Annotated in this window: 13 protein-coding genes; 2 read left to right on the top strand and 11 right to left on the bottom strand. The window is 46.1% G+C overall.

The window, feature by feature from the left end; all coding sequences use genetic code 11:
• Positions 1–645: 645 nt before the first annotated feature.
• The 7 genes from AAFP11_RS16515 to hpsA form a co-directional block, all read right to left on the bottom strand.
• Entirely contained in the window at positions 646–2,883 is a 2,238-nt protein-coding gene (locus tag AAFP11_RS16515) for a Tex family protein (RefSeq protein ID WP_341738048.1), read from the bottom strand.
• A 201-nt stretch (positions 2,884–3,084) separates the two neighbouring features.
• On the bottom strand, positions 3,085–3,963 hold the full coding sequence (locus AAFP11_RS16510; RefSeq protein WP_341738047.1) for a class II fructose-bisphosphate aldolase: 879 nt from the start codon (positions 3,961–3,963) through the stop codon (positions 3,085–3,087).
• A gap of 192 nt (positions 3,964–4,155) precedes the next feature.
• Entirely contained in the window at positions 4,156–4,794 is a 639-nt protein-coding gene (locus tag AAFP11_RS16505; protein WP_341738046.1) for a transcriptional regulator, read from the bottom strand.
• 918 nt (positions 4,795–5,712) lie between these two features.
• The gene (locus AAFP11_RS16500; RefSeq protein ID WP_341738045.1) at positions 5,713–6,363 is read right to left on the bottom strand and encodes a transcriptional regulator; all 651 of its coding nucleotides are present in this window, start codon (positions 6,361–6,363) and stop codon (positions 5,713–5,715) included.
• Between the two features lie 58 nt (positions 6,364–6,421).
• Positions 6,422–7,456, bottom strand: a complete 1,035-nt coding sequence (hpsC, locus tag AAFP11_RS16495) for a hormogonium polysaccharide secretion pseudopilin HpsC (RefSeq protein ID WP_341738044.1) — start codon at positions 7,454–7,456, stop codon at positions 6,422–6,424.
• Positions 7,457–7,517: 61 nt separating this feature from the next.
• Entirely contained in the window at positions 7,518–8,147 is a 630-nt protein-coding gene (hpsB, locus tag AAFP11_RS16490) for a hormogonium polysaccharide secretion pseudopilin HpsB (protein WP_341738043.1), read from the bottom strand.
• A gap of 41 nt (positions 8,148–8,188) precedes the next feature.
• Positions 8,189–13,408 carry a hormogonium polysaccharide biosynthesis protein HpsA gene (gene hpsA, locus AAFP11_RS16485; RefSeq protein WP_341738042.1) on the bottom strand — a complete coding sequence of 1,740 codons (5,220 nt, stop codon included), beginning with the start codon at positions 13,406–13,408 and terminating at the stop codon, positions 8,189–8,191.
• Positions 13,409–13,714: 306 nt separating this feature from the next.
• Here hpsA and AAFP11_RS16480 point away from each other — a divergent pair, with 306 nt between their 5' ends.
• Both AAFP11_RS16480 and panB read left to right on the top strand, forming a co-directional pair.
• Positions 13,715–14,377 carry a hypothetical protein gene (locus AAFP11_RS16480; RefSeq protein WP_341738041.1) on the top strand — a complete coding sequence of 221 codons (663 nt, stop codon included), beginning with the start codon at positions 13,715–13,717 and terminating at the stop codon, positions 14,375–14,377.
• 552 nt (positions 14,378–14,929) lie between these two features.
• Entirely contained in the window at positions 14,930–15,706 is a 777-nt protein-coding gene (panB, locus tag AAFP11_RS16475) for a 3-methyl-2-oxobutanoate hydroxymethyltransferase (protein WP_341738040.1), read from the top strand.
• Between the two features lie 70 nt (positions 15,707–15,776).
• On the opposite strand, the gene ruvC is transcribed toward panB, so the two are convergent.
• The 4 genes from ruvC to AAFP11_RS16455 all read right to left on the bottom strand — a co-directional run bounded on the left by ruvC (position 15,777) and on the right by AAFP11_RS16455 (position 19,936).
• The gene (gene ruvC, locus AAFP11_RS16470) at positions 15,777–16,310 is read right to left on the bottom strand and encodes a crossover junction endodeoxyribonuclease RuvC (RefSeq protein WP_341738039.1); all 534 of its coding nucleotides are present in this window, start codon (positions 16,308–16,310) and stop codon (positions 15,777–15,779) included.
• A 388-nt stretch (positions 16,311–16,698) separates the two neighbouring features.
• Complete coding sequence (bchI, locus tag AAFP11_RS16465; protein WP_341738051.1) at positions 16,699–17,799, bottom strand: magnesium chelatase ATPase subunit I; 1,101 nt, start codon at positions 17,797–17,799, stop codon at positions 16,699–16,701.
• Positions 17,800–18,163: 364 nt separating this feature from the next.
• Positions 18,164–18,856, bottom strand: a complete 693-nt coding sequence (locus AAFP11_RS16460; RefSeq protein ID WP_341738038.1) for a PEP-CTERM sorting domain-containing protein — start codon at positions 18,854–18,856, stop codon at positions 18,164–18,166.
• A 51-nt stretch (positions 18,857–18,907) separates the two neighbouring features.
• Positions 18,908–19,936, bottom strand: a complete 1,029-nt coding sequence (locus AAFP11_RS16455) for a site-2 protease family protein (protein WP_341738037.1) — start codon at positions 19,934–19,936, stop codon at positions 18,908–18,910.
• Positions 19,937–20,233 lie beyond the last annotated feature (297 nt).

Raw genomic sequence — 20,233 nt, 5'->3', positions numbered from 1 at the left:
GGATTACTTGATTCACTTCCTGGTTGTCAAGCTCACGCTTCGGGCGATCGCCTCACAAACCGCTCCGGCTCAAGCCGGAGCGACTTTGTTAAGAAAGATGTGAGTAAGGCATAGCTTAAGAAGGGGGGGTTGGGGGGGTAATATATAGCGCTACTTTATGAAATTGGTATGACCAAAAATAATTGCCCAAAAACAACAATTTCGTGAGGACTCAAGCGCCCTAACTGGCGGACGAGAGGCAGAAATTATACCATTTCTCTAAAATCGTGCAACAATCTTTGACCCCCCCCTAACCCCCCCTTATCAAGGGGAGGGACAAGACTACTGTTGCATTCTTTTTTAAAATTGGTATTAGAGTGATATCAAATCCGGTAACATCGGAATTATTCATCTCTCTTATCTCCCTCTGTGTTCTCTGCGTTCTAGTAAGGTTAAATCATTCCGATGCAGCCGGAAACGATATCACCCCCCCAAGGGGGGAAATTCTGGAAGAAGAACCCCCCCTTGCCCCCCCCAAGGGGGGAAATTCTGGGAGAAGTCACCCCCCCAAGGGGGGAAATGCTGGGAGAAGAACCCCCCCTGCCCAGGGCTGTTTCATTCTCTTGTAGGGGTAGTGCCCCCGTGCCTACCCCCGCCGTCTTGAAATCACCTTTTGTTAAACTTTACTTTCAAATCGTTAACGGTGGCCGCTCTTTGCGGTAAAGTGATTTTGCGATCGATCTTTGCTTCCTCTGGCGATCGCATTGTCAAACTAATTCGCTTCAACTTCTCATTCACCTCCAAAACTCGGACTTTCACCACTTGTCCGACTTTCACAATCTGTTTGGTATCTTCGACAAATCTGTCTGCTAATTGAGAAATATGCACTAAACCATCTTGGTGTACTCCCACATCGACAAAAGCCCCAAAGTTAGCTACATTCGTGATTATTCCTTCCAATTCCATGCCCGCTGTCAAGTCAGACATTCCTTTGATTCCTTCTTTAAAAGTAGCGTATTTGAACTCAGCTCGCGGGTCTCGGCCCGGCTTTTCTAGTTCGGAAATAATGTCTCGCAGGGTTGGTTCGCCCACTTTTTCTGTGACATATTTCTTAATATTTACACCCTTGAGTTTTTCGGCTATTTGTGTTACTTGGGTCAGCGGTAAGTTCAAATCCTTGGCGATCGCCTGAACTACCGCATAACTTTCGGGATGGACTGCCGTATTATCTAACAGGTTTTCGCCGTTGCGAATGCGGAGAAATCCGGCTGCTTGTTCAAAGGCTTTGGGACCTAGTTTGGGGACTTTCAGGAGTTGGCGACGATTTTTAAATGCGCCGTTTTCGTTGCGGTAATTGACAATATTTTTGGCTACTGTTGGACTCATTCCTGACACAAAAGTTAGCAACTCTTTCGAGGCTGTGTTTAAATCTACTCCTACATAGTTGACACAGCTTTCGACTGTTTCATCTAGTTTCTTTTTCAGCAGTTTTTGGTCAACATCGTGCTGGTATTGTCCAACTCCAATGGATTTGGGGTCGATTTTGACCAGTTCGGCTAAGGGATCTTGTAAACGTCTTCCAATGCTGACTGCGCCCCTGACGGTGATGTCGAGATCGGGAAATTCGGCGATCGCCACTTCACTGGCTGAATAAACCGATGCGCCGGATTCATTCACCATCACTTTAATTGGCTTGGTGTCTAATTCTGCCAAAACTTCCGCCACAAATTCATCGGTTTCGCGGGAAGCAGTACCATTACCGATCGCAATTAATTCAATTTTATATTTTTCAATTAAATGCTTGACAATTTTAGCAGCTTGCTGTCTCTGACTGGCTGCTTGGTGCGGAAAAATCGCTTGATATTCCAAAAATTGTCCTGTTTCATCGAGGGCGGAAACTTTGCAGCCGGTGCGAAATCCCGGATCGATCGCCAATGTGGGCTTCATTCCCGCCGGCGCAGACAGCAGCAACTCCCGGAAATTGGTTTCAAAAGTGGCGATCGACTCAATATCCGCAGCAGTTTTATTGTGCGATCGCACTTCCGTCATCAAAGAATTCTTCATCAGTCGGTTAAACGCATCCTTCAACATCGATCGATAAAACTCCTTAACAAAAGGTATCTTAGTTTTAATTTCCTGAAATTCCAGATAAGCCATCACCGCTGCTTCATCAAAAGTCAAGTCTAAATCCAATATTCCTTCACTTTCCCCCCGAAACAGTGCTAACATATTGTGTGAATTAACACTTCTGGCAGCCACTTGGTAATTGCGGTACATTTCAAACTTGGTACTTCCTTCAGGAAAATCCTCTTTAATCTTCGAGACAAACAATGCTGTTTCCATCAAAAACTCTCGCAAGTATGCCCGCAACTCTGCTTTTTCCGAAACACCTTCTGCTAAAATATCCCCAGCACCTTTGAGAGCATCTTCTGCTGTTTTCACTCCCTTTTCTTCCGAAATGTATTTAGCTGCTTCTGCTTCCACATCTGCTGGTTGAGCTTCGGGTTGATTCAAAGACTGGATAAACTCTGCTAGGGCTTCTAAACCTTTTTCTCTGGCAATTGTTGCTCGCGTCCGCCGCTTTTGTTTATAAGGTAAATAAAGGTCTTCTAATTCATTTTTTTGCAAACAAGATTGAATTTTGGCTTCCAGTTCTTCCGTGAGTTTTCCTTGGGTTGAAATAGTCGCTAGAATAGATTTTTTGCGGTCCTCGATTTCCGTCAGATAGGTAAAGCGATCGGAGATATCGCGTAACTGAATTTCATTAAGAGAATCGGTTTTTTCTTTCCGGTAGCGGGCTATAAATGGAATTGTTGCTCCCTCAGAGAAGAGTTCCAGAGCATTGTTTACTTGAGCAAGATTGATGGACAGTTCTTGAGCTATTAGTTGAGGAATGTTGAGCATAGTGCAGATTTTATGGTCAATTGCTGGCGATTAAGTGATTATTTAGGAGTGGCGGGGATTAATCACAAAAATTAACCCCAGAGGAGAAGAGATTAAGAAGAGTTGGGTGCATCTGTGTTTGGCAAATATATTCCTAGGGGCTAGGAGTATTATAGTGATTTTAGCACAAATGCAGTCATTTCTCAAATTCTGACTCTTCGGTCATTTGAATGTTTCTGCATAGGGAGATTGGTGCAAGTAGGCTTTGTTTGCAGAACCGAAAAGCTTGAGTTTGCCTGCCACCACCGATCGCATGGCATCGATCGCCTTTGTCATCACTTCCAGCAAATCAGGATCTGACAAAGAACTGCTAGTTTTCAACACCTCCATATAAGCTTCCCGAACCTCGGTGTTGACATTGAATTTAGAGACACCTAATTTAATAGATTCACTAATCATTGATTCTGGTAAACCGCTAGCACCATGCAGCACTAAGGGCACTGAAACCAAAGCCCGGATTTTTGCCAACCGGGGAAAATCGAGTTGTGGTTCGCTCAAATATTGACCATGAACATTGCCAATTGTTACCGCCAAAAAATCCACTTTAGTTGCTTGAATAAACTCAACTGCTTGTAAGGGATCAGTCATTTTTGCAGCTTTTGCTTCAATAGTCAAACCATCTTCCGTGCCGCTAATTCTGCCAATTTCTGCCTCAACTACCGCGCCGTTAGCGTGGGACAATAGAGTCATTTCACGGGTAAAACTCAAGTTTTTTTCGTAGGGTAAAGGAGAACCATCTGCCATAATTGATTTGATACCGGCGGCTAGGGCTAGATGGATGTCTTTTTCTGAGGTACTGTGATCTAAATGTACGGCGATGGGTACTAAGGATTTGCGGGCTGCTTCCATGCAAAGGGCGACTAAAGGCGATTTTCCGTATTTAAGGGCGCTGGGGTGAAGTTGAAGCATGGCTGGACTTTGAAGCGCTTCGGCTGCATCAATCACCGCTTTAACTCCTTCGAGGTTATAAACATTAAAAGCCCCGATCGCATAAGCATTTCTCCGGGCTGTTTCCAGCAATTCGCTAGTTGATGTCAGCATAAGTACCAGGCTCAAAACGGTTCTGAATACTTACAATTTTATCGGTGAATGTACAAAATGTATAAAATGTACGGAATTGTGGCAAAATATCGCCTAAAAACTCCAGTGTTTTGAACTTTCAGACACCGGAGTTGCTATCCCCAAATTCTCCATCGCGCTTTCAGGATTCAACCGTCAGCCTCAGTAACAGTCTCAGTAACAATATCTGTCATCTTGAGCTTTTTTTTGTCTTTGGGCGATGCGTTTATGTCCTAAAATTGTGGAGATAATCACACATCGATCGCCCTTTGGGAGATGAGGATGAGATAGTGTGAGCCTGCCTTTGGCTTCTAAACTGGTTAATCCACACTGATTTTCACTGTTATAAACTGGGCAACCTTGGAAATTGAACATAGCTCGTCGGATGGTTCCTTTGTCTGTGGGTTTGTTATTTCCATCAATTTTGAGCAGTGTTGTTTCCGATTCTCCTTTGTCGTTAATTGCTGTATGTATTTGAATATCTGGTTCTAAACTTTTCCATTCCCCTGGGGGTACTTTGGCTGGGGGAATATCGGATTTGTGAATGGCTACTTGTACGATGTTTCCTACTTGTTTGAAGCTGGCTTGCCATGCAATTTTATCACGTTTGGCGTTGCTGCGGGCTGTTACCATGGCCTGATAAGCGCGATCGACTGATGTTTTGATGCGGTAGTGGTTGATGAACATTTGCCAAGCGGGAGCGCTAACTGCGCTGACAATGCCTAAAATTAATACTATGGTTAGTAGTTCAACCAGTGTAAAACCCGAAGCAGAGGCTGTTGCTCTGCTTGTGAAACTTTTATGAATTGACATTTAGATGCACTCCTAAATGGCGTGAAAAAAAAGTTATCTAATTGAATTAGGTTTATATTAATTGCTGAATTTGGTGTATGTATAGATCGGTATTTACGGAAATTTAAGGAAAGGTACGATCGCACTTTGGATGTGGAGCGTGTTTGTGAAATATCGATCGCATTTGGCATCCTCCGCGATTTATCGAAGCTGAGCAGACGAAGAGGGTAGGCACGCACCATCCACTACCCCTACAAAACCATGATTTGTCTGAGAATGAAACAGCCCTGCCCCTAGGGCGTGTTTTCTCTCCCCGGAGATCCCCCCCAACCCCCCTTAAAAAGGGGGGAGAAAGAAGCTCAAAGTCCCCCTTCTTAAGGGGGATTTAGGGGGATCGGGATCTGATGGATCAGGCAAGAAAACACGCCCTAGCCCCCCTAGGGGGGAAGGGGGGATGGGAGAAGGGGGACGAAAGATCGTACTCTTATCCCCCCCTTCTTAAGGGGGGCTAGGGGGGATCTAGATTTAATAGTCTTGCCAGCAATCTGATATTATAGCAACCGCCAAGGCGATTAAGGCAGTAGGGGCTCTCGCATTCGGGCGGAAAATTCTTGAGTAAAACCCATAAATTATCTGCCCGAATGCGAGAGCCCTTGCCCCAAAGTTATGCCTTAACCACCTTGGCGGTTGCTATACCTTGGATATCAAATCCCCTCTTCATGGTCTTGTATTCATCTCTCTGTTGTCTCTCTGCGTGTGCTGGAGCGCTCTAGTAATAGGATTTCTCTAAAATCGTGCAACATTCTTCGACCCCCCCTAGCCCCCCCTTGCCAAGGGGGGGGACAAGAATACTGTTGCATTCTTTTTTTAATTTAAAATATCTTAACAATTCAGGAGTGACGCGGAATTGATGTTAGAAATTAAAATATATCTGCCAGACTAGGGGCAATTAGACCCTTCATCAGTTATCATTGCTCCTAAAATGGTTTGAACAATTACACACTTTTTCGCACCGCCACCAGTAGGTTTAACTGTGACAGAAAAGCCATCAGTTATGTTTCGTGGTGTTTGACTGTTTATTGATGGGCTTGTGATCTTTCCTTGATAATCAAAGGTGATTGATTGGGTGGTAGATCCATTAGCTTGACTTGAAAGTAAAATAGTGCGTGGTTTGATTTCGCCTCCACCGTCGAAAGTCACTGTTTGTATTGGAGGGGTTGTTGTGAGAGCGGTTTGTGTGGGAGGATTGGTCGCTGGATTTGTTAGGTTAATCGTCACTGTTGGCGGGTCAGTAGCCGGAGTAGGATTAAATGTAACTGTGATATCCCGCTTACTTCGCTTTGCTTCGCTTTGTGCACTTCGCAAGGTTTGCAAAACGCGATCGTTGACTGTGCGCACCCTTTGATTGTTGATGAAAGCCAGCCAACCGGGAGCGGCGATGGAACTGAGGATACCTACGATCAGGGCGATCGCCAGGACTTCTAGAAGGGTGAAACCCTCATCGCCTTTTCTCGGTTTAGTATGTGGGGAATTGCCGATTTTTTGGGTATTATAAATATGCAAAAATTTGAATAAAATTGGAATTTTCATGTTGTTTTCCTGTTTTATGTGCTATATATGCGATTCCTAAATCAGTTTCATCAATCAATTATTTTCCTAACGCACCGATACCTTGTACCTGGACGCTTGCTGTGGGGAAAAATGCCGAACTGGTGGTTTTGAATTCAGCATTGTTGGCTTGAAGGCGGCGCAGGCTATTTCCTCTGATTGTGACTCTGGCTATGTTTTTCGCTGTATCAACACAAGCGTAGAAGCTGTGGGTTGGGTTGGGTGATGTGTCTGTTATTAGTAAATCGTTTTCATTGAATGTTGCTGGTGCTGATGGAGGTATGACGCCAAGAAGAGTTTTGCACTGAGCTCCGGTAGGTACTGGAACATTAGCTGTACTGTGGTCGATGTAGTTAACCAATACTTCAGGATCGGGAAATTTGACTCCTGTCGTCACATTTACTGTGGGTTGAGTGAATTCAAAGCCGGGATTAAAAGCTATATCTTTTCTTTGACCAGCCGTGGTTTCAGCATCGGCATAGTAAGCCTGAGTTAAATAGTTTTTGATTCCATCCCTAATTTCATAGCGAGCAATACGGCTAGGACAAAGACCTCCTGAAGGCTGACACCAAGTAGTGTCCACGTCTTTAAACTGGTAGTAGGCAACTAATGATAATACATAAGTGTCGTTGCATTTATCATTATCGCAATCCTTTGGTTTTACGGTAGAAGGATCAATAGGAATTGCTTTTTTCATTAGCTGGCGCTTCCAAAATACGAGGATCGGAATTCTATTAGAATTTCCATTATTGGGAAGTTGAGTTTTGATAGCAGGAGTAGTAGCAGTTCCTACATTGATGGCATTATTATCGTAAATATAAATAGCTTGGCTCAAATCTTGGGCGATGAAATCAACTGCTGCCTGAAGGTCTTGCTCCGTATTTGATTTGACTTGTTCCCTTCTGTCGGTGTTCAGCATATCGACTACAAAACCCAGCATAGGCGTGATGATGAGAAATGCCATGATTGCTCCGACTAATAGCTCGACCAGAGTCATGCCTTTTTCGGTTTTAGCTAGTCCAGAATGGTTTTGGTGGTGTTGAGTTTTCAGAAGCAATTTGAGTAAAGTTTTCATTTTGACTTCTTCCTTTGCCAAATGGTACGACACATTTTTGATTCACAATGATTTTGAGTGATTACTTACAGGCAGTGGTGCTAATAGTGTTAGTTTTAGGATCTAGGATGCGTGAACAGAGCGATTGATAGGCGGAACCTCCTGTAGAAGGGGGAATTTCTGTTTTCACTACCACCAAAGGTGCTTTGGGGTCGCCAAGAGCCGAATTAGCGACGGATTGCTGTGTTGTTTTCATCGGACCCGTAGAAGAAAAAGCATCCCCCCGGTAAACTCGCACAGTCAGCTCATAGCCTGTTTTTGTCGGGTCTGTTGAATTCGTTGGATTTCGCCAAGCACCCTGAATAAGAAAGTCTTTGTTGGTAGTGCAACCTGCTGTTTGATCCAAGTTAACGCAGTACAAAATAGCAGGGTTTGTAGGAGCATCAGAAATAGTAGTAGTATATGCGACAGGGAAACCTGTATCTGTCGATTTAATCGCCCCCACTCTCAAAGCGTCGATGTAATTTCTAGCAGCCTGGGTGGCTAGTTCCATCCGTTTGGCTTGGACGCGAGTTGCTACTGAGTAAGCCATCACAGGGGCGATCGCAATCATCAGCACCGAAACTACAATCATCGCTACCAATGACTCGATAATCGTGTAGCCAGCATCTCGTGACTGAGGTAAATTTGGCTGTTGTTTTTGCTTAGTCATAATTTAGGACTCCTGTAATTGCGCCACGGAAAGTTAGAGGGTTACCACCCGCAGTTTGAGGGACGACTAGAAGTGGCATCAGTCGTCGTCGTGCCGTTTGCCGCCCCCAACTTAGAACACATCAAAGTTTTTACCCACGGGTCATCGCGACCTACTTCCCGGAAATACTCAGCAGGCTGAGTCTTTGTCGAAGGAGTGGTGAACTTTTGAGTAAACAAGTCAGGTGGCTGAGATAGCAAGCCCACGTCAAAACCCCAGTTCCGGGCTGGCGGGGTGAAGTATGGAATCCGACCGCCTTGTATGTTGTATCCAGTTAGTGACAGGCTCGGATTATTATTTGGTGGATTATTTGCAAGAGCAATAGGCTCTACAGCAGGAGTAGGCGATAGGGCGAATAGACTTGTCAGCCGAGGGACAGGAGGTGCTGCTGGCAAAATTGGCTGATAGGGTGCGGTACTAAAGGCGCTGCGGTTTTGCTGGATGAAAGACCCTTTGATGTTAGTCGCATATACATTGCCTGCTGTGTTATCACTCCACGTCTCTAAGAATCTGGGGAAGTTTTGCAAACCGCCGTTAAAGTCGCCGGCTGTATTGCTTAGCGCCCTCGAAGGAGTGTCGCCCGATCCAATGGTTAGGTTAAAAGTAGTACCATTCGCAGGAGCTTGGGAAACCCACCCTGTACCTTGTGCAGCAGGACCTCCTGGTGGCTGGCCTGGGGCTGTTTCTGTGGCACCCATTAGCTGCGGGAATGGCATCAATAGTGGCTGTGACCCGTTGTATGCTGCTTGCGGTACTGTTACTGCTGGTGGTGGAGTTGTACTGTTGGCCGCCAGGGTTGGTAGAAGCACTCTGCTGCCATCTAGATTGCCTGGAGTGTTGACTACAAACAGAGGATTGGTATTAGTGTAATTCGCCTGACCCCCATTATTCTCTGCAAACCACAGAGCGTTTTGTCCCAAAGGACCTGGGTTGATAGTGGCAGTTGCGCCAATATTTGTTCCGTTCCTAATCCCCAAAGGCGTTGGGTTGTTGGGTGTTAGCAACTGGGTGGTACCAGGGATTCTCTGAAAAGCTACGCGGCGGGGAAATCGCTGCAATTGGGGCAATGGGGGATCGACGGTCGATCCCGCTTGAAAAGAAATAGCAGGGTTAGGAGTAGGTGGCACATAAGGCGTACCCGCAGCGGTTGCGGTGCGTGGGTTGGTGGCTAGTGGATCGACAGACCAGTCCGCATCCGTACACTCAGAAACCGGCAGTTTTGTGCAAACTTCCATTACATACTCTGGAAAAGCCCCCCGCCGCTGGACGGGGTTAACAAAGTTGTTGAAGTAGGAACTCGAAAGCTGAAGAGCTGGATTCGGTGCAGCCGCGTAGGTAGCGTCTGTCATCTCATTACCTGTACCAATTGTTAAAGTGCCGTTGGGTAAAAAGGCCCCGCTGGAAAGTCCGTTAGTCACAAAGTTGTTGTTATAAAATCCTTGCTGTCTGCGAGGCAATACCGCAGCAGCGCCCGCATTATTTCTCAGGTCAAAATCTCCCTCGTTGCGGAACCCAAAGCGATAATTTTGCGATAGGAGAGTGACTGCATCTGCCAGCACTGTTGCCTGTCTCCAAAAGTCTCCTACGGTACAGTTAGGAAGCCTCGGGTCTCCCGCACGGCAGGCAAAGTTGGGGTTAAGCTGGTTAATTGTGCGGGTGTAAAAAGTTCCGGCAAAATTTTGGTTATCCACAAGCTGGGTAAACTCTTCGACTTGTGCAAAAGCGGGTGTAGTACCCGGAGGAGCGGGCGGGATGTTGCCGTGAAGGTTAAAGTTTCCTTTGATGTAAGCCGGTAAATTCGATACCAGGGTCAGCCCTTTTTCTTCGACTACAGCATTTATATCGGCTGGTTGTGTGGGGGTGGCACCACTGCCGCGAAATAGCACCTGACCGTTAATCAGGACAATGCCGTTAGGTTTGCGGGTTGGATCTAGTAGGTTGTCTGTAGGACTGAGAGTTTTGTCCGTCAATGGGTTGGCCGATCGAGAACTGCGATCGGGCAATGCGTCGTCCCGGCTAGCATAAATAATCCCGCTGTTTGGCAGCAAATATTCCGGGGCTGGCCCATTAGTAATTGTGGGAGCGATTGCGCCTCTAAGTTGATTTAAGTCAAGCTGAGTCGCCCGAATTTCTAGGGGTTGCCGTTCTTCTAGGGGTTGGTTGTAATTGCCTGTTAATTGTGCAGCTTGGGGGTTGGCAGGCACTGGAAGCGGACTGCTGAGGGTAAAAGTTTCGTTGACGATCGTGTTCGGGTTATCGCGATCGACCGCCTTGATTTCTCTGCCGTTGATAAATGCGACTTCTTGAATTGCCCCGTGAGGAATCAGTGTGGGCTGGGGAGCGCCGATCGAGCCGTCAAGTATTTGTAGCGCACAATTAGTTGAGTCGATCGCTGCTTGTTGCGCTAGGGTGCGATTGTTTGGAAGCACTTGGAGGGCTGTTCTCAACGGTCCATTGGCAAACCTACCGTCTGGAAAAACTAAGTTTGCCTGAGCAGCCAAAACTGCATCTCCACCAGTCAGCAAGCCTGTAGTGGTGTCCAGGGTTGATTGACCCGGTACGGGTCTTGTCGGGCGCCCGTAGGTGATGCCGTTGTGAGAGCCGATAAAAGCCTGCTGCGCTCCCAGTCCTGGGTTGCGTGTGGCGACATCGGGTGCGAGCGCTCCCTCTCCGCTGACATCCGGCAGGGCTCCTCCAGTCGGTGGTGAAATGTTTCTCGCTGTGGAAGCATTGCTGGGGTCGTAGTAGCTGCTGACGCAGGCCAAGGGGATTTGAGTTGGTTGAGTTCCTGGTGCTGCTTCTAGTGCTACTGGGTCGAAGCCGTTTGCATATTGATAGACTGCGGTTGCCCGCATCCGCAAGTCGCCTTTGGCAAATTTGCGAGCCGTGGTGTTTTGCTCGGCAATACCTGGAAGTAGAGTAGTAGAGTTGACTGCCGCAGGTAGACCCGTACCAGAAACTGCTGCTCCTATTGGCCAAGGTGCCCAAGCGCCAGCCACGTTGTCATAGACTTGAGAACCCGCTCCTAATGGAGACATCGGCATGGAGTCCGGCCACACCACGCGGTACTGTTCCACAGCCAAAGTTTCCGGGTCGTTGTATGTATTGGTGGTGGCAACGGGAGCGATAGCAATTGCCGGGCCTGTTCTCCTTGTACCGGTACCATCTATCCAAGTAGGCGGCGGCAGAAAGGAATTAGTGCGATCGTACACTCCTGCACTGGTAATTACCCGCAGACCACCAACACCGTCAAGGCGAGTTCTCGGTTTTTCAGCGGCGCTTTTTTCCCAGAAACCGTCGCTGAAAGAATTTTGGTTGCCTGGTGCTTCGCCGACACCGTTACCGCGCTCTGTTGCTCCCACGTCGGCAAGTTTGGTTACTTGCGGTGCCCGGGTGCGAATTACTGAGCTATTATTACCCCATGTAGTGGTGCCATCTACTGGCTGAGCCTTATTAGTAAAGCTGGTGCCGTTCCACCGCAGTGCTGGCAAGTTGTTGCCCACGGTGACTCGATTGCCCAAGAATTTTTCGCTGTCAGTAAGTTTTAATTGATCTGGGTCTTCGGCTTCTAGCTGAGCTGGACGAATATTAAGTCCCGCCCCTGCACGAGCGCCTACTGTCGCAGTTCCGTTAGGAAGGCTCCAAGAATTATTTGCTGGTCTGAGACTGTTGTTACCGGCGTCTTGAATTCTGTAGGAAGTGTTCGGTACATTAGGATCTAAATACTTTCCGTTGACTGCGCTGGCAAGGGGTGCTTCTGCAAAAGTAACTTTCCGCAGCCGTTCTTTAAAATAATCTTGTAATGCTTGAGAGCGACTCTGATTCTTGGGAGCTTGCTGTGCTTGCTGAACATAAACTGGGTCGTTATTACCTGTTGGATCTGCTTCTATTTGACCGGCTACTAGGGCAGCTAACCGCTCGGAGTAAGCGTTGTTGTTGTAGAGTACCTGAAGGCTGTTTTCATTTACAGATTGATTGGTGGCTTGGTTAATTGTAGGTACTGTTGTATTTGGTTGGTTTGGGTCGGCTTGATTTTTGAAAAGATGTACTCCCACGGGATTTATACTTGCATTGTTACCCGACCACCCGTTCACAACATTACCGCCTACGACTATTCTGCTATTTTCTTGATCGTAAAAACAAGATGCCTTGCTACTGACTTCATATAGTTGTACGGTATTTGGATTAATTAAGCCTGTTACCAAAAAATTACTATTTGTAAATATCCGCCCGTTTAGATTCAACGCAGGCCCTGGCGATATCTCTAAGTCATCTTCATATACAACGGCATTGTTGCTGAGGGGAATGCGGCTTTGGTCTTGCTGGTATTCGAGAGCGGATATGCTGGTGGTTCCAGGAAAAGCTTGATACTGATTGGGGGGGTTCAAGCCTTTTGCTATATCTGTCTGGGTAATCGGTACGTTAACGGTGTAAACAAAGAAACTTTTTTGGAACCTGCCATTTAGTCTTTCCCAACCGGAGTCCCCTACCAAACTTGCAACTGTACCCTCTCCTTGAGCACAGGCTGGGTTGATAGTTCCTGTTCGCATTGGCGGTGTTCTGGCGTCGAGTTCCCTTCTCACTCTTGTAGTTTTTGGGGTACGAAAGTAGATTCCGTAAATAGTAAAAGTGTCAAATTTGCCGTCGTTATTGGTATCGACGGGATATCTCCAAGCAGTATTTAGTTCTTCATTTTCTTTGTTGGCTGCGATCAAAAGCGAGCTTTTTAGGTTCGTAGGGGTAGGGTCTAACACGTTGTTGTTATCTAGATCTGCTTTGACTACCAGGCGTGCTTCGTCCCCGAACGTATAAAAGTCATTGGTTGTATTGTAAGACGACATAATCCGGTACATTTCTGCATCGGATGGAGTTGCTGTCGGTCTTTGCGGGTCTTCGTACAGCAGAAACTGAATTTTCGCCTTCGCCCGATCGATCGCCGGAGTAGCCGCCGCCAATACCTGCTGATTCACCCGCACATTCCGAGCATTATTCGCCCGATCGAACGATCGCAGAGTAATCGCCACCGTCAGCAAAATCACCACCAACAATACCATCGTCACCGTCGGCAACACAAACCCCGCCACGGGCAAATTTGCCCGTCGGCCCATTGCCATGAGCGATCGCAACATTGCCCTCATTAGCCGTTTCGCACCCGATCGCGTCACACCGAGAACCCGCCGTAACAGGGATACGATAACTTTAGATAATTTGCTTTTATACATTGACGCCTTCCTGAATAGTTTCAGAGATGGTATTGCAGGTAGTTACTGCTCGACAGTACGATCCCATTTTTATAATTCCCATTATATTCAACATTCATATCAACCCGTTGCAAAAATTCACACAATGTGTTATTTGGCTCAAAAATAAAATCTCCCAGCCCACAACCCGCGATTTGCCCTTGGGTGGGGCGGGTTTAGGAGATTCTTGGTCAAAGGCCGAGATTGTTGGTAAAACCCGCCCCTTGTCCCCCCCCTTGGCAAGGGGGGGCTAGGGGGGGTCGAAGAGTGTTGCACAATTTTAGACAAATGGTATTACTACTAACCTTACTCGGAATCTGTACTGAATCTGCTGCGAAAGCTTTAGAAACTAGCAAAATACCACAGCAATTCAGTCTTGAAAATTATGCCAACGCCCCTGAAGAATTAGCTCTAAACAAAGGTATGCCCTACGAAAATGCCCGTCAAAACCTCATCAAAAAAGGGTGGCAACCATACTTACAGGGTACACCCCCTAACCTGAGAAATCCTTCGGTGAAGGAGCTATTTGATTTGGGATATGAAGAGATTAAGGATTGCTCTGGCACTGGCGAGGGGCCTTGTCGGTTTGAGTTTATTAATAAAAAACAAGAACTGTTAGTTGTAGTTGCTACGACTATGGGAGCGGAAAATACAAAACGTTTCGTTAGGAATTGGTGGATTGAGAAAAAGACGGATACTAATCCACAAAGAGCGTCATCAAATATAATTGAAGAGGGTCGTTATTGGCTAGGTGGTACAGATGAGGGTTTGGAAGTGAAGGGAGGACGCTATCGATATTATGACGAGTCTGATATCGATCGACCTTGGCAACCCATCGCTGAGTTACAATATATCAAAAAAGGGGTTGTGTTTGATGGTAAAAATTATTGGTGTTTGTCTACAATGTTACCCAAAGGACAAATAGCTTCTTGTTCTAAAAACGGATGGTGATACAAAGGGTAAAACCAAGGGTGAGACAAGATTTATCGCCAGCTTGTCGCGAACAGATAAACATTTATGAAGTTTCATCATGCTAATTAAATTGCCCTCAATTAAGTCGGTATCGAAGTTGTCAGCGGTGTGTATATGGAGATTGTGCCGGTGATGCTTTCTGGGATTTCGACTATCGTTATCATGGGCGATCGCTTGTTAGCGGAGCCCTCGAAGAGGATCGGGTTGCAGATACCATTTGGACTATCCGCGATCCATCGGGTGACAAAACTCGTGCCGATGTTTCTAAACAAGAATGGAAGAAGCTTCGACAATCAATATTTAGAGAGCATTTTTGCTATTAATCGGTAATATTTTTAAGCTTATAGCAATTTTTTATGAGGCTGCATAGAATCTGATCCCCCTTAACCGAGAGGGCGGGCACGGGGGCACCGCCCCTACTAAGGGGGTAACAGAGAAATTTTACAAATGATTTAGAGTTGCTAGAGAAGTTAAATAACAGTGATTTGATATTATAAGTAATCATCGGCGATTTTATATTTTTGCACTAAAATGTCAGTCACTACTCATCAATTAATTCAATGGAAACAACAAAGGCGGCCAATTGTGGCGCTGACAGCCTATGATTATGCGATCGCCCAACTCATAGATCTAGCCGGCGTAGATATCATCCTCGTCGGCGATTCCCTCGCAATGCCTATATTGGGCTATGAGACAACCCTGCCGCTAACACTAGATGAAATGCTACACCACGCAAAAGCAGTGCGTCGCGGTGTGAAAGAAGCATTAATTGTGGTGGATTTGCCATTTTTAACTTATCAAGAAAGTGTCCAGCAAGCCATGCACTCAGCGGGCAGAGTTTTGAAAGAAACTGGCGCTCAAGCTGTAAAATTAGAAGGTGGGTATCCAGCCATGATTGCCACTATTTTGCAACTGACATCCGCCGGAATTCCGGTGATGGGACACGTCGGTTTAACCCCGCAGTCTGTACACCAACTAGGCTACAAAAAACAGGGAAAAACTGTGGAAGCAGGAGAGAGAATTGTGCAAGAGTCGATCGCGCTTCAAGAAGCTGGTGCTTTTGCCATAGTATTAGAGCATATTCCCGCTGATTTAGGCGATCGCATTACTCAAAAATTAACTATTCCCACCATTGGTATCGGGGCGGGGCCGCACTGCGACGGACAAGTGTTAGTTACTTCCGATTTGTTAGGGCTTTCGGAAAAACAACCGCCTTTTGCTAAAGCTTATGCCAATTTGCGATCGACAATTACTCAAGCTGTGAAAGATTATTCCCTAGAAGTTAGAGAAGGCAAATTTCCCCAATAACTGCTTAGTCAGGAATTTAGTCTGAAAAGTGGGTAATTCCTGTCAGAGTCAGTACAGAAGGAAGATAAGATTAACTTTTGGCAGTTTGTAATGCTATTTTTTTCGGACAAATATCATCATCATACCAACCTGTTAAAGCTACGGCTAAAGCATCAGCAGCATCATCCGGTTTCGGAATATAACCTAATTCTAACTCCCGCGCTACGGCTTCTTGCACTTCCGATTTATCAGCATTCCCGCGCCCAGTTAAGGCTTTTTTAATTTGGGCTGGGGTAAACTCGAACAGTGGTACTCCAGACTGGGCTAATACTAGGGTCAATACTCCCCGCGCTTGGGCTACAAGTATGGTATTTCCCATTTTGTAAAAGAAGAGTTTTTCGGCTATGGCTACATCTGGTTTTACCTGTTCAATTACGGAGTGCAAATCTTCGTAAATTGTTTTGAGGCGCTGTCCCATTTCCTGTTTTGGCGTTGTTTGAATTACGCCGCAGTCTATCAGGGAAACGATGTTTTCATCTTGTTTTCCGGGAACTATGTGACAAGAAATTGCGCCGTAGCCGAGGTTTGCTAAGCCCGGATCTAATCCTAAAATTCGTGTTTCCATATCCTCATCATAAACTCCCGTATTTATCAGTGGGGTCGTATTCTGGAATCTAATAGACATCTCCTAAAAAGCGAGTCTTGAACAGGCAGGCGGTGTCCTGCCCTTCGACTCCGCTCAGGAACCGCGAAGTCGAAGGGATGCCTGTTCCACAATAATTATGGGAGATGTCTAATATCAATTCCGGTTGTATCGGAATGATTTAACCACGAAGGCGCAAAGGACGCGAAGGAAGAGAAGAGAGAGATTAATAATTCCGATGTCAACGGATTTTATATAAAATCTACAATCTAAAATCGATTGACCCCACCGAATATAATTCGGGGCTACACAAACAAAGTCCGCCTGCGCGGACTAAGATGTTGTTCTAATTTTAGGGCTGAAGTCTTGATTATGAGTTGGTTTCTAGGCCGAATACTCGATCGAACACTTTGGTCACTTTAGAACCCGAATCAATTGATTCTAACGGATCTTTCCGCAATCGGTGGCGCAAACACAAGGTCATCACCCGCCGAATATCGTCCACTGTGACCTCTGTGCGGCATTCTAAGGCGGTCAAAGCTTTGGCGGCCCGGTTTGTGACCAAATCGCCGCGTAGTCCGTCTACGTCCAATTCCGCGCAAACCTGGGAGATTTTTACTCGCAAATCGCGATCGAGCTTTACCGACTTCAACCTTTCTTGGGCTTCCACCAACTTCTGTTGCATATCATCTTGTTGGTGTTGATATTGAGAGAGAAACTCCGCTGGATTTTGGTCAAAACTCGATCGCTGTTCGACAATTTCTACTCTTAAATTCGGGTCTTTTACAGTCCGAATTTCCGCGTGCATCCCGAATCTATCGAGCAATTGGGGCCGCAATTCTCCTTCTTCTGGGTTGCCGGAACCAATTAGAATAAACTTAGCTGGGTGGCGAATCGAAATGCCTTCTCTTTCTACAGTATTCCAACCGCTAGCGGCAGAGTCAAGCAAAACATCGACTAAATGATCGTCGAGCAAATTGACTTCATCGACGTAGAGGATGCCACGATTGGCTTTAGCTAACAGTCCCGGTTCAAAAGCTTTCACACCTTCGGAGAGAGCTTTTTCAATGTCGATCGTACCGCAAACTCGGTCTTCGGTCGCGCCCAAGGGTAAATCTACCATTTGGACTTTTTTGCGGGCGATTTTGATGTCAGTTTGAGCTAAAGTGCGTGAAGCGGAGCTATCCCATAGGGAATCGCGCACCTCATCACTCATCAAATCTGGATCGCTGGGATGACTATTAAAAGGATCGTCTGCTACCACCTCAATTTCCGGCAGCAAGTCCGCGAGGGCGCGGATTGTGGTAGATTTGCCAGTACCGCGATCGCCCATGATCATCACCCCACCAATTTTCGGATCGATGACATTCAACAGCAGTGCCAGTTTCATCTCCTCTTGGCCCACAATGGCGGTAAAGGGAAAAACAGCGCGGCGGGGGGCGGTAACAGTTGGCAGAGCACCCGCATTCAGGTTATTGCTGACTTCGGCAGTAGGACTCACAGGATAACTCAAAATATAATCATTGCCTGTTTATTGTAAGGGATAAGGGATTGTCTGGGGCGATGGATTGTGGCGATCGGGGTTGCAGCCTCTTAAATACCGAAGCGCCACTGAGATTTTTTGTATTTACATAGCATCTGTGGGCGGGCTAGAAGTGCGCACCCCACAACTGTTTTCAGCAAAATTACCACCTCTGTTAACTGGGTGTAGATGGCACAGGAAGGGCGATCGGGCAACTCCAATATAAACTTATGTAACAATACCCCAGAATCTGCATAAAAAGCTCAACAAGCTGTAGGGTGCGTCACCAAGAACAAGTATGCCAGACACGATGTTATATATTTTTTGAAGCCCTTCTCTTCCACCACAAACCCATGCCAGCCGCCAGAAACGTACCAACAGCAGTCATCGGTTCCGGTACAGCAGCATTAGCATGAGGTTCATACTCATAAACTCCAGTGAGTGTAGTATTAGCCGACACCAGACCTCCAAAATTACCTCTAACAGGATTTCCCTGAATTTGAGTCGAACCCGTAGTCATCAAACCTGCGATAAAAGTATCACCATCACATCCACTTAAAGCACTCAAAGACTGCTGGGAATCATAACTTTTCAACACCGAACCTGAAGCCGAACCACTAACAGTTCCCGTACCCCCATTAGCAATCTTAGTTTCCGGCGGACTTGCTAACATACTCAAAGTCAAAATAGGGTCAACTTTGAGCAGCGGAATATTCACAGCAATGCTTGCATTCGTCGTCGCCGTCCCTGTAAAATCTCCAGTCAAAGGAGTAATAGTCACACTATTATTAACAGTAGACTTAACCGTAACATAAGCTTTTAATAGCGTTCCCAACATTGAATTAAACTTGGGCAAAACCACATTCGTGCTGCTATTTAACGGCTGCGAACCCAGATCCACAGTATAAGTTTGAGTAAGAGTAGCAGCTTGTACAGAAAAACATTGACTGACAACTGCAAAACTCACACTTCCGCCAACAATTCCCAACTTTTGATAAACATTCATTTCAGTAAACCCCTAATAATCAAGTTGCATTTCATCCGCGTTAATCTGCGGTTAAAAATTCGGAACATTTAACAAAGCCCAATTTCCCATCAAAGTCATTAAGTAACTAAAAGCCCAAACAGTATAAAGTATACTCAAAGGCGCATAAGCCGCCAAAACCCATCGTGTTTCTACTGCTTCTTCAATCTCCTGCCTCCGCAACAAATCTACATAAAAATCAAAAGACCTTTGTCGCAGATTGTTAATCCCTGTTGCAGCCACTAACAAATAATAACCGTCAAATCTATTCAAGGGATTCAAGTTAATTGCCACTGTCAGCAATGCCGCCACCATCAACAAATAACTAATTTGATGCCAAACTGGATTGGACTGAGAAAACAGCCACATCCAAACAGCAATTGCCCAAATTGTTACTTGAATTAATACTCCTGCCCCTACTACTAAAACTCGCTGTTTCCGCCGGATTAAACTGTATTGGTCGGTTGTATCTGTATAGCATCCGGGGATGAGACACATAAACAACAATCCGATTTCTTTAACAATACCGCCGTAGTGTTTGAGCGTGAAAGCGTGACCGAGTTCGTGCAAAGCTATTACTAGCATTGTCAGCAAGACAACTTTGATTATGTTCTCACTTTTTCCGGCTGTCAATAACTGCTGGTGTGAAGTAGCGACTTCCGCTGAGGAAGCCAACCATACTGCTACAGAGGAAGAGATGAAAGCACACAGAAAAAAGCCAAATTGCCACGTCCAAATCCAGCGCAATTTGTCGATGTGCCGCGATAACCAAACATCGGGATTGACTAGGGGAATTGTGAAGGATAGCAGGTTGAATTTGGCTTTTGGTGGCTTGGTTCCTTCTAGCATTCCTGCTTGTGCTAAGTCTTTTAAGAGATTTTGCACATCTTCTAAATCTAGGTCGTATTCGGCTAGAATGTTAGTTAGTGGCTGTTGATTTAGTAGCAAAATTACCTGTTTATCAAAGTTGTCAATTTGCAGACAGGTAATGTCTTCGGGATTGCGAAGTATCCAATGACCGTCGGGATGAGGTATCCACTGCACCGCTGATTTGAGTTGCATGGTTTGGAAGAAGGAAGAAGTTCGGCAACGAGCAATGTACGGGATGTAACGGATGGACTGAAGCTGGAAAAAGTCATCGGCCCAATTTAGAAATTACCCATTTTAGGCTGAAACTCGATCCCCCCTAGCCCCCCTTAAGAAGGGGGGGACAAGAGTTTCACTCGTCTCCTAAAACATCTGGGAGAACAACAGAGTTCTCTCAAAGTCCCCCTTCTTAAGGGGGATTTAGGGGGATCTAGACTTTCGGAGCGAGCCGAGAAACACTGGGTTTTAGACCGAAACTCGATCGCCCCTAGC

It is taken from the genome of Microcoleus sp. CAWBG640, assembly GCF_020883015.1.
GTDB classification, from domain to species: domain Bacteria; phylum Cyanobacteriota; class Cyanobacteriia; order Cyanobacteriales; family Microcoleaceae; genus Microcoleus; species Microcoleus anatoxicus.
The sequence above is the reverse complement of the archived record's forward strand: the minus strand, read 5'-3'. Positions and strand labels throughout refer to the sequence as shown.

What these genes read in the sequence shown, in the direction of transcription:
- AAFP11_RS16515 (WP_341738048.1), bottom strand. Translation starts at nt 2,883, where the DNA reads ATGCTCAACATTCCTCAACTAATAGCTCAAGAACTGTCCATCAATCTT.
- AAFP11_RS16510 (WP_341738047.1), bottom strand. Translation starts at nt 3,963, where the DNA reads ATGCTGACATCAACTAGCGAATTGCTGGAAACAGCCCGGAGAAATGCT.
- AAFP11_RS16505 (WP_341738046.1), bottom strand. Translation starts at nt 4,794, where the DNA reads ATGTCAATTCATAAAAGTTTCACAAGCAGAGCAACAGCCTCTGCTTCG.
- AAFP11_RS16500 (WP_341738045.1), bottom strand. Translation starts at nt 6,363, where the DNA reads ATGAAAATTCCAATTTTATTCAAATTTTTGCATATTTATAATACCCAA.
- hpsC (WP_341738044.1), bottom strand. Translation starts at nt 7,456, where the DNA reads ATGAAAACTTTACTCAAATTGCTTCTGAAAACTCAACACCACCAAAAC.
- hpsB (WP_341738043.1), bottom strand. Translation starts at nt 8,147, where the DNA reads ATGACTAAGCAAAAACAACAGCCAAATTTACCTCAGTCACGAGATGCT.
- hpsA (WP_341738042.1), bottom strand. Translation starts at nt 13,408, where the DNA reads ATGTATAAAAGCAAATTATCTAAAGTTATCGTATCCCTGTTACGGCGG.
- AAFP11_RS16480 (WP_341738041.1), top strand. Translation starts at nt 13,715, where the DNA reads ATGGTATTACTACTAACCTTACTCGGAATCTGTACTGAATCTGCTGCG.
- panB (WP_341738040.1), top strand. Translation starts at nt 14,930, where the DNA reads ATGTCAGTCACTACTCATCAATTAATTCAATGGAAACAACAAAGGCGG.
- ruvC (WP_341738039.1), bottom strand. Translation starts at nt 16,310, where the DNA reads ATGGAAACACGAATTTTAGGATTAGATCCGGGCTTAGCAAACCTCGGC.
- AAFP11_RS16460 (WP_341738038.1), bottom strand. Translation starts at nt 18,856, where the DNA reads ATGAATGTTTATCAAAAGTTGGGAATTGTTGGCGGAAGTGTGAGTTTT.
- AAFP11_RS16455 (WP_341738037.1), bottom strand. Translation starts at nt 19,936, where the DNA reads ATGCAACTCAAATCAGCGGTGCAGTGGATACCTCATCCCGACGGTCAT.